Here is a 6,934-nt window from a genome sequence, read left to right as displayed (position 1 = left end):
TTACGTTCATCATAGCTAGAACATTCCTGATAACAACGATACGGTCTCTTACTAACTGAAGGTTGTTAACGATCTACCGTTCAATGAGTATTAGTTTTCCCAGCAATATTACCGCCGCGGCATAAGAAAAAGACTGGAGTTTGATCGGTAGAATATCCGATCAGTATCCAGTCTTTGGCGAGTAGCAGAACTGTTATTTTTATTCCAATTCCATGACACTTATTTAGGTGGGTGGACAGAAATTATTGTTGCTTTGAAAACATCCGCTGTCTCATCGCTTCGTAGAGAAGCACCGTCGACGCCATCGCCACGTTCAGCGACTCGGCCTTTCCTCGCATCGGAATGCGCACCGCCTCGTCCATCAAGGCGATCGAATCGGCCGATAGTCCATCCGCCTCGCTGCCCATCAAAAGCCAGGTCGCCGGCTTCCAGTCGAACTCATAGCAGGAAGCGGTCGCTTGCAGGCTAGTTCCGACAAGCCGGATACCTTTCCGCTTCGCCTCCGGCAGCAGCGACCGAAGATCGCCGGTGACGACCGGCACATGAAACAGCGAGCCCATCGTCGAACGGACCGTCTTCGGATTGTACGGATCGGCGCAGCCTTTGCCGAGCAGCACCGCATCCGCGCCGACCGCGTCCGCTGTACGAATGATCGTCCCGACATTGCCGGGATCGCGCACGCCGTCCAGGACGACGGCAAGACAGCCGGGCCGAAACGGTGCCGACAGATCCGGCTCGGGCTTTCCGACAACGGCGAAGACCGGTGGCGGCGTGTCCGTTCCGGTGCACTTGGCCATTACACCGGGAGAGGCCGCGAAAATACGGGCTTCGGGCAGCGGGGCAAGCGCTGCGGCAAGCTCCTCCGGCACGCCGCGTTCCGCGTCATAGACGACGGCCGATATTTCGAGCCCGGCACGCAACGCTTCCTGAACGAGATGGATGCCCTCCGCCAAAAACATGCCGGCCTTGTCGCGCCCCTTCTTCTCCAGTAGCGACGACCAGCTTTTGACCCGCGGATTTTGCGTCGAATTCAGCATGATCGGATGTTGCGGGAATTGCGTCATATGTTTCTCAACCTTCCTGATAAGCAAGCTCCAGACGGGTCAAATCTTCATTTTTGCCGACAATGACAAGCACGTCGCCTTCCTGGATAACATCTTCCGCGAACGGCGAAATGTTCATCTGACTTCCCGTCTTGATCGCCATAACATTGCAGCGGTATTCGGCCCGGATATCAAGCTGCTTCAAATTTTTGCCGATCATTTGGCCCGTCGCCTTCAGCTCGACAATGCTGTAGTCTTCCGACAGCTCGATAAAATCGAGAATATTCGGCGAAATAAGATGATGCGCCACCCGAAGCCCCATATCCCGTTCCGGAAAAATGACTTTGTCGGCGCCGATTTTGTCCAACACTTTACCGTGGAGCTCGTTCTGCGCTTTGACGATAAGCGTCGGCACGCCCAAATCTTTCAGAATAAGCGTCGTCAAAATACTGGACTGAATGTCGGCGCCGATCGCTACGACGACGACGTCGAAATTGCGGATACCGATTGCCCGCAGCGCGTCTTCATCGGTTGAATCGGCCGAAACGGCGTGCGTCACATGATGGGATATTTCCTGAATACGGTGCTCGTTCATATCGATGGCCAAAACGTCAAACCCCATCCTGGACAAGGAAAGCGCTACGCTGGAACCGAATCTGCCCATGCCGATAACGGCAAACTGCTTTTTCCTCATCGTATATCCATCCCTTCATTTCCGCAGCCTTGATCCTGGCAATTGATTTTTTGAACGATTATGATGGCCTCCGACAAGGCGGACGGCGCCTGAACAGCCGGATGATTCCCCGATGCGCTGGACATATTATAACGGAAATCCGATTTGATGGAGGGAATCCGATTGAACAATTTCGATTTACGCCAGGCAATCGCGATGCGGGTGCATGCCATGTCCGGCGAGCAATTATTCGAAGTGATTGAGGATTCCGTCGGCAACGACGAGAAGACGCTGCCCGGTCTCGGCGTACTGTTCGAAATGATCTGGCAGGAAAGCTCCGCGGAGGCGCAGCACCAAATGGTCGAATGCTTGCACCGCCGATTGGCTTCCATGCCGCTTCCGTCTCAGCCCAAATAGTATTCGCTGGCCGCGTACACTTCCCGTCCTCCGACAATCGTTCGTCTGACCCAGGGATATCCTTCGTAGCGGTCGACAAGAAGCAGATCGGCCGCTTTCCCGGGTTCGATCGAACCGATCACTTGCTCCGCGCCAATAGCTTGCGCAGGGTGCAGCGTCCCCATTCGAACCGCTTCGGGCAGCCCGATAATGCCATCGTCGGACAGCTTGAATATCGCGGCCAACAGCGAGGATGGATGGTAGTCGGAGCATAATATATCGGCTGCCCCCGCCGCTATCGCATCGGCTGCGCGCATGTTGTTGTCGTGCGAGCCGCCCCGGACCACATTCGGCGCTCCGACGCATACCCGGATTCCCCTTTTGATGGCATGACGCGCAGTATCCAGATTCATCGGAAATTCGGATACGGTGGCGCCATACCGGACCGATTCGTCGACACGTTCCGGCGAATCGTCGTCATGAGAGGCGACGGCGATGCCGTTTCGGGTCGCCAGACGCCCGAGATCGCGCAGACGGGACCAATCGACCTGCCGTTGGCGCTTCAACAAATCCTCCACGATATACCGGACTTCTTCCCTGTCCACACCCTGGTTCTTCATGACATACCGCTCGAACGAACCGGGCTCGCGGTACTGGCCCTGACCCGGCGAATGATTCATGAACGACAAATAATCGATCGCCTTTTCTTGAATATACCGTTCCACAATCGGCAACCCGTCGAGATGGGACACCTCATAGCGCAAATGGATGCCGTGGCGCACCATGCTGCGCTTGCTGCGGTACCGGCGAATCAGCTCGACGAGCTGCGTCAAATAGTGGTCTCCCCGCAGGCTGAGGCCGACGCCGAGAGACAAGGAATGATACATCGATGTAATGCCGTGCAGCGGCAGCTTCCGTTCGAACTCCATCAAGGCCATGTCAAGCGGAAACATCGTATTGGGACGGGGCTGCACTTCTTTCTCAATCGCATCGGAATGAATATCGACAAGCCCCGGCATCACATACAAGCCGCCGGCATCGATGACGATCGTATCGTCACCCTCTGCTGTTGCTTCGGCCATGCCCCGACGATCCGGATCGTCCGCCGCTTCCCTCCTGATTTCGGCGATTCGTCCGTCTTCGATTTTCAAGCTGCCCGTCACAACCTCGTCCGGCAATACGATGGAACCGCCGATAATCCACATGGTTGACATTGGCCGGTTTTCCTCCCCGTTCGTCGTTCTAATCTGCGCTAGGCAGCGCGCTATCTCCGTCTATTATACAGGTTTACCGTTGCGAATCGCAAAACGAAACGCCCCCGGCCGCAAAAGCCGGGGGTAAGATGCGAACGTATATCGGGAGCCTAACCGCGCTCCGGCATCGCTGCCGGCCTGTCGCAGGAACTCGTCATCTCGTAATGGCGCCCTTCGCGGGACGCATCGTGGAATCCGTGCATCGCCTCAAGCACATGATAAGCCAGCTCGCCGTTCGCGCGATGCGGACGGCCTTCGGCTATCGCTCTTGCCATATCGGCCACACCGATTCCGCGGTTATTGTCGGTATATCCGTGGGTAAGCGGAATGTCCTCCCACTCCCCGCTGTCCGCCCGCCGCAGCTGCACCCCGCCGCCGAAACCATTCGGGTCCGGTACGCGCAGCGTGCCGGCGCTTCCGTAAATTTCGATATGCGGCAGCTCCGTTCCGGCCATAATATCGAAGCTCGTAATGATCGTCCCGACGGCGCCCGAGGCGAAATCGATTACGCCGGCAATATGCGTCGGCGTCTCCACCTTGATGATCTTCCCTTTCTTCTTCTCGCTCAGAATCGTCCGCTCCGGAAACGCAATGGCGGCCGAACCGGTAACCCGGCGAATCGGACCGAGCAAATTGACCAGAGCGGTCAAATAATAAGGCCCCATATCAAACATCGGACCGCCGCCGACTTCGTAATAAAACTCCGGGTCCGGATGCCAATGCTCATGGCCGCGCCCCATCATAAAGGCCGTCGCCGCTACCGGCCGGCCGATTGCGCCTTCGTCGATCAGCTTGCGGCATGTCTGGATTCCCCCGCCGAGGAACGTCTCCGGCGCTCCGGCTACCCGCAGGCCGCTGCGGGCGGCAAGCTCCAACACTTCCCGTCCTTCTTCTCTCGTAACGGCCAGCGGCTTTTCCACATAAACATGCTTGCCCGCTGCGAGCGCTTGCATGCAAACCGCTGCATGCGCTTTCGGAATTGTCAGATTGACGACGATTTCGATTTCGGGATCGGCCAGCAGTTCATCAACAGAGCAGGCTTTCGGCACGCCGAACTCCCGGGCCCTGGCAGCCGCGCGCTCCACATCCAGATCGGCGCAGGCGACCAGTTCCACCTCCGGGTAAAGCTGAAGATTTCGAAAATAAATGCCACTTATATTGCCGCAACCGACAATGCCCGTTTTCATCGGCTTCATTCGTTATCCATCCCTTTCCGGCCGCATATGCTCCGCCGCATATCGCCATTCGCCCATTGTTGCTCTACCGCAATTCGTCAATTCGCACCCAACGGCGCTCCGCGATCGACAGATCGACCGCCTCCAGCACTTCCTGACATTTCACCCCGTCGGTAAAATTCGGGACCGGCTGACGATTGCCGGCAATCGCCAGCAGCAATTCGCGAACCTCATGCGTGAACGTATGCTCGAATCCGATCGTATGCCCCGGCGGCCACCAGGCATCCATATACGGATGGGCCGGATCCGTCGCCAGCACCCGCCGGAAACCTTGGACATCCTCCGCATCGTCCCTAAAGAAAACCTGCAGTTCGTTCATCCGTTCGAAGTCGAATTTGACGCTGCCTTTGCTGCCGTTAATTTCGAACGCGTTCGTACACCTGTGACCGGCTGCAAAGCGCGTCGCCTCGAAGCTGCCGAGCGCTCCGCCCGCGAAACGGGCGAGAAACAGCGTCGCATCGTCCACCGTTACTTCTCCGCGCGGACCGTCCGCACTGCCTTTGGCGCTTAAACCGGTCATGGACGACGGAATCGGCCGCTCTTTGATGAACGTCTCGCTCATCCCGACCACCTCTTCGAACTCGCCGATCAGAAACCGGGCCAGATCGATCAGATGGGCGCCCAGATCGCCGTGCGATCCGGAACCGGCAATCTCCTTCTGCAGCCGCCATACAAGCGGAAATTCCGGATCGATAATCCAATCCTGCAGAAACGTTGCGCGGAAATGATAAATCTTGCCGATGCGCCCTTCGGCAACCAGCTTCTTCGCCAGCTGGACGGCAGGAACGAACCGGTAGTTGAAACCGATCATATGCTTGACGCCGGCTTTCTCCGCCGCCGCCAGCATGTCCCGCGCATCGTCCAGCGTCAGCGCCAGCGGCTTCTCGCAGAACAGATGCTTGCCCGCCGCCGCAGCCGCGACTGCGATCTCCTTGTGCGCGTCGCTCGGCGCATTGATATCGACGAGATCGATGTCGTCACGCTCCACCAGGCGGCGCCAGTCCGTCTCCGCCGATTCCCAGCCGAACTGGGCGCGGGCGGCCTCCACGCCTTGCGGGTCGCGCCCGCAAACCGCTTTCATTTCCGGCTTCGGCGCATCCGGGAAAAACATCGGAAGCGCGCGATAGGCATTGGAATGCGCCTTGCCCATAAACTTGTACCCGACCATGCCGACACGTACCTTATCCATCTTCCGTTCCACCTTTCAATCGGTTGTGGAGGAGCTGCCGAAGCGCTCCGTAGATGCCCGGACGATCAGTTCGACCGGAAGCTTCAGTATGGGAGTGTCCCAAGTCGTTTCGTCGGCGGCAAGCAGACGGCGGGCGGCAAGCTTCCCCATCCGGTCGAACGGAACGGACAGCGTTGTCAGCTGCGGATCGGTCATCCGCGCTCCTTCGGAATCGTCGCAGCCGGCCAGAGCATAATCCGCTCCCGCTTCCAGTCCAAACTCCCGCAGCCCCTGCATAATCCCGATCGCCATCCGGTCATTGCCGGCGAATATGCCGTCCACTTCCCCTCGCCGCATCGCGTCGGCGATGGAAGCGGCCAGCTCCAGACCGCTCTTGCGGCTGTAATTGCCGGCATAGATTCGTTTCGGGTCGAACGGCAAGCCCGACGCCTCAAGCGCTCGCCGATAACCTGCCAGCCGATCGGCGCTGTTGGAGTAGACGAGCGGTCCGTTGACGAAGGCGATCCGTCTGCAGCCTTGGCCGGCCAGATGCCGCACGACCTGAAAGCTGCCCGATTCATGATCCGCGTCGACCGCCGGAAACGGCTCCTCGTCGAATCGCTGATTGACGAGGCAGAACGGATAGCCGTCCCGCCACAGTTCGGCGAGCGCCTGCCGCTCGTCCGGTTCGTCGCGGGAACCGAGAACGATCAGCGCGTCAACCTTCTGCGTGCGGAACAGCATCGCATATTCCCGCTTCTCGTCCGGCTTCCGGAACATGAGAAGCAAATCGTATCCGTGCCTGCCCGCTTCTTCGCCGACACCGCTCAATATTTCCGAGAAATAATACGTTGAGAATAGACGCACCTTTGGCACGAGCGGCAAGATGACGCCCAGATTGCCGCTCTTCCGCCGGGCGAAGCGCTGCGCGAGCGCGCTCGGCACATAATGCAGCCGTTCCGCCGCCTCCAGCACCTTCCGCCTGGTCTCTTCCTTTACCGGTCCCGTCCCGCTCAACACACGCGAAACTGTCGCTTCCGAAACGCCTGCCAGCCGTGCAACTTCCTTCCGTGTAATAGGTCTTTCCTCCCTGCCAGCCCCGTGCTGCCGCACTGTCCATACATTCGGCAAGCTAAATACTATTTCATGTACACGCGTACATTTTC

Annotated in this window: 7 protein-coding genes; 1 reads left to right on the top strand and 6 read right to left on the bottom strand. The window is 58.2% G+C overall.

Going from position 1 to position 6,934, the window contains the following annotated elements; all coding sequences use genetic code 11:
* Positions 1 to 242: 242 nt before the first annotated feature.
* Both ABEV74_RS21820 and ABEV74_RS21815 read right to left on the bottom strand, forming a co-directional pair.
* Positions 243 to 1,064 carry a TrmH family RNA methyltransferase gene (locus ABEV74_RS21820; protein ID WP_430149566.1) on the bottom strand — a complete coding sequence of 274 codons (822 nt, stop codon included), beginning with the start codon at positions 1,062 to 1,064 and terminating at the stop codon, positions 243 to 245.
* Positions 1,065 to 1,071: 7 nt separating this feature from the next.
* On the bottom strand, positions 1,072 to 1,737 hold the full coding sequence (locus ABEV74_RS21815; protein WP_062495225.1) for a potassium channel family protein: 666 nt from the start codon (positions 1,735 to 1,737) through the stop codon (positions 1,072 to 1,074).
* A gap of 162 nt (positions 1,738 to 1,899) precedes the next feature.
* Here ABEV74_RS21815 and sspI point away from each other — a divergent pair, with 162 nt between their 5' ends.
* Positions 1,900 to 2,133 carry a small acid-soluble spore protein SspI gene (gene sspI / locus ABEV74_RS21810; RefSeq protein WP_235593224.1) on the top strand — a complete coding sequence of 78 codons (234 nt, stop codon included), beginning with the start codon at positions 1,900 to 1,902 and terminating at the stop codon, positions 2,131 to 2,133.
* Here the strand turns inward: sspI and ABEV74_RS21805 are convergent.
* The 4 genes from ABEV74_RS21805 to ABEV74_RS21790 all read right to left on the bottom strand — a co-directional run bounded on the left by ABEV74_RS21805 (position 2,121) and on the right by ABEV74_RS21790 (position 6,845).
* On the bottom strand, positions 2,121 to 3,326 hold the full coding sequence (locus ABEV74_RS21805; RefSeq protein ID WP_430149563.1) for an alpha-D-ribose 1-methylphosphonate 5-triphosphate diphosphatase: 1,206 nt from the start codon (positions 3,324 to 3,326) through the stop codon (positions 2,121 to 2,123). The two genes, sspI and ABEV74_RS21805, sit on opposite strands and share 13 nt — an antisense overlap.
* A gap of 149 nt (positions 3,327 to 3,475) precedes the next feature.
* Positions 3,476 to 4,561, bottom strand: coding sequence for a Gfo/Idh/MocA family protein (locus ABEV74_RS21800; RefSeq protein WP_430149560.1), 1,086 nt, complete (start codon positions 4,559 to 4,561; stop codon positions 3,476 to 3,478).
* Between the two features lie 64 nt (positions 4,562 to 4,625).
* Positions 4,626 to 5,789: a Gfo/Idh/MocA family protein gene (locus ABEV74_RS21795; RefSeq protein WP_062495234.1), complete on the bottom strand. Its 1,164-nt coding sequence runs from the start codon at positions 5,787 to 5,789 to the stop codon at positions 4,626 to 4,628.
* 15 nt (positions 5,790 to 5,804) lie between these two features.
* Entirely contained in the window at positions 5,805 to 6,845 is a 1,041-nt protein-coding gene (locus tag ABEV74_RS21790) for a LacI family DNA-binding transcriptional regulator (protein WP_062497198.1), read from the bottom strand.
* Positions 6,846 to 6,934 lie beyond the last annotated feature (89 nt).

Origin of the sequence: Paenibacillus cisolokensis, from assembly GCF_050481165.1 — a bacterium.
Lineage (GTDB): Bacteria > Bacillota > Bacilli > Paenibacillales > Paenibacillaceae > Paenibacillus_AH > Paenibacillus_AH cisolokensis.
Note: the sequence above shows the minus strand (reverse complement) of the source record. Positions and strands in the feature narration are given on the sequence as shown.

Excerpts from the sequence above, each read along its gene's own strand:
- ABEV74_RS21820 (WP_430149566.1), bottom strand. The coding sequence starts at position 1,064 with ATGACGCAATTCCCGCAACATCCGATCATGCTGAATTCGACGCAAAAT.
- ABEV74_RS21815 (WP_062495225.1), bottom strand. The coding sequence starts at position 1,737 with ATGAGGAAAAAGCAGTTTGCCGTTATCGGCATGGGCAGATTCGGTTCC.
- ABEV74_RS21805 (WP_430149563.1), bottom strand. The coding sequence starts at position 3,326 with ATGTCAACCATGTGGATTATCGGCGGTTCCATCGTATTGCCGGACGAG.
- ABEV74_RS21800 (WP_430149560.1), bottom strand. The coding sequence starts at position 4,561 with ATGAAGCCGATGAAAACGGGCATTGTCGGTTGCGGCAATATAAGTGGC.
- ABEV74_RS21795 (WP_062495234.1), bottom strand. The coding sequence starts at position 5,789 with ATGGATAAGGTACGTGTCGGCATGGTCGGGTACAAGTTTATGGGCAAG.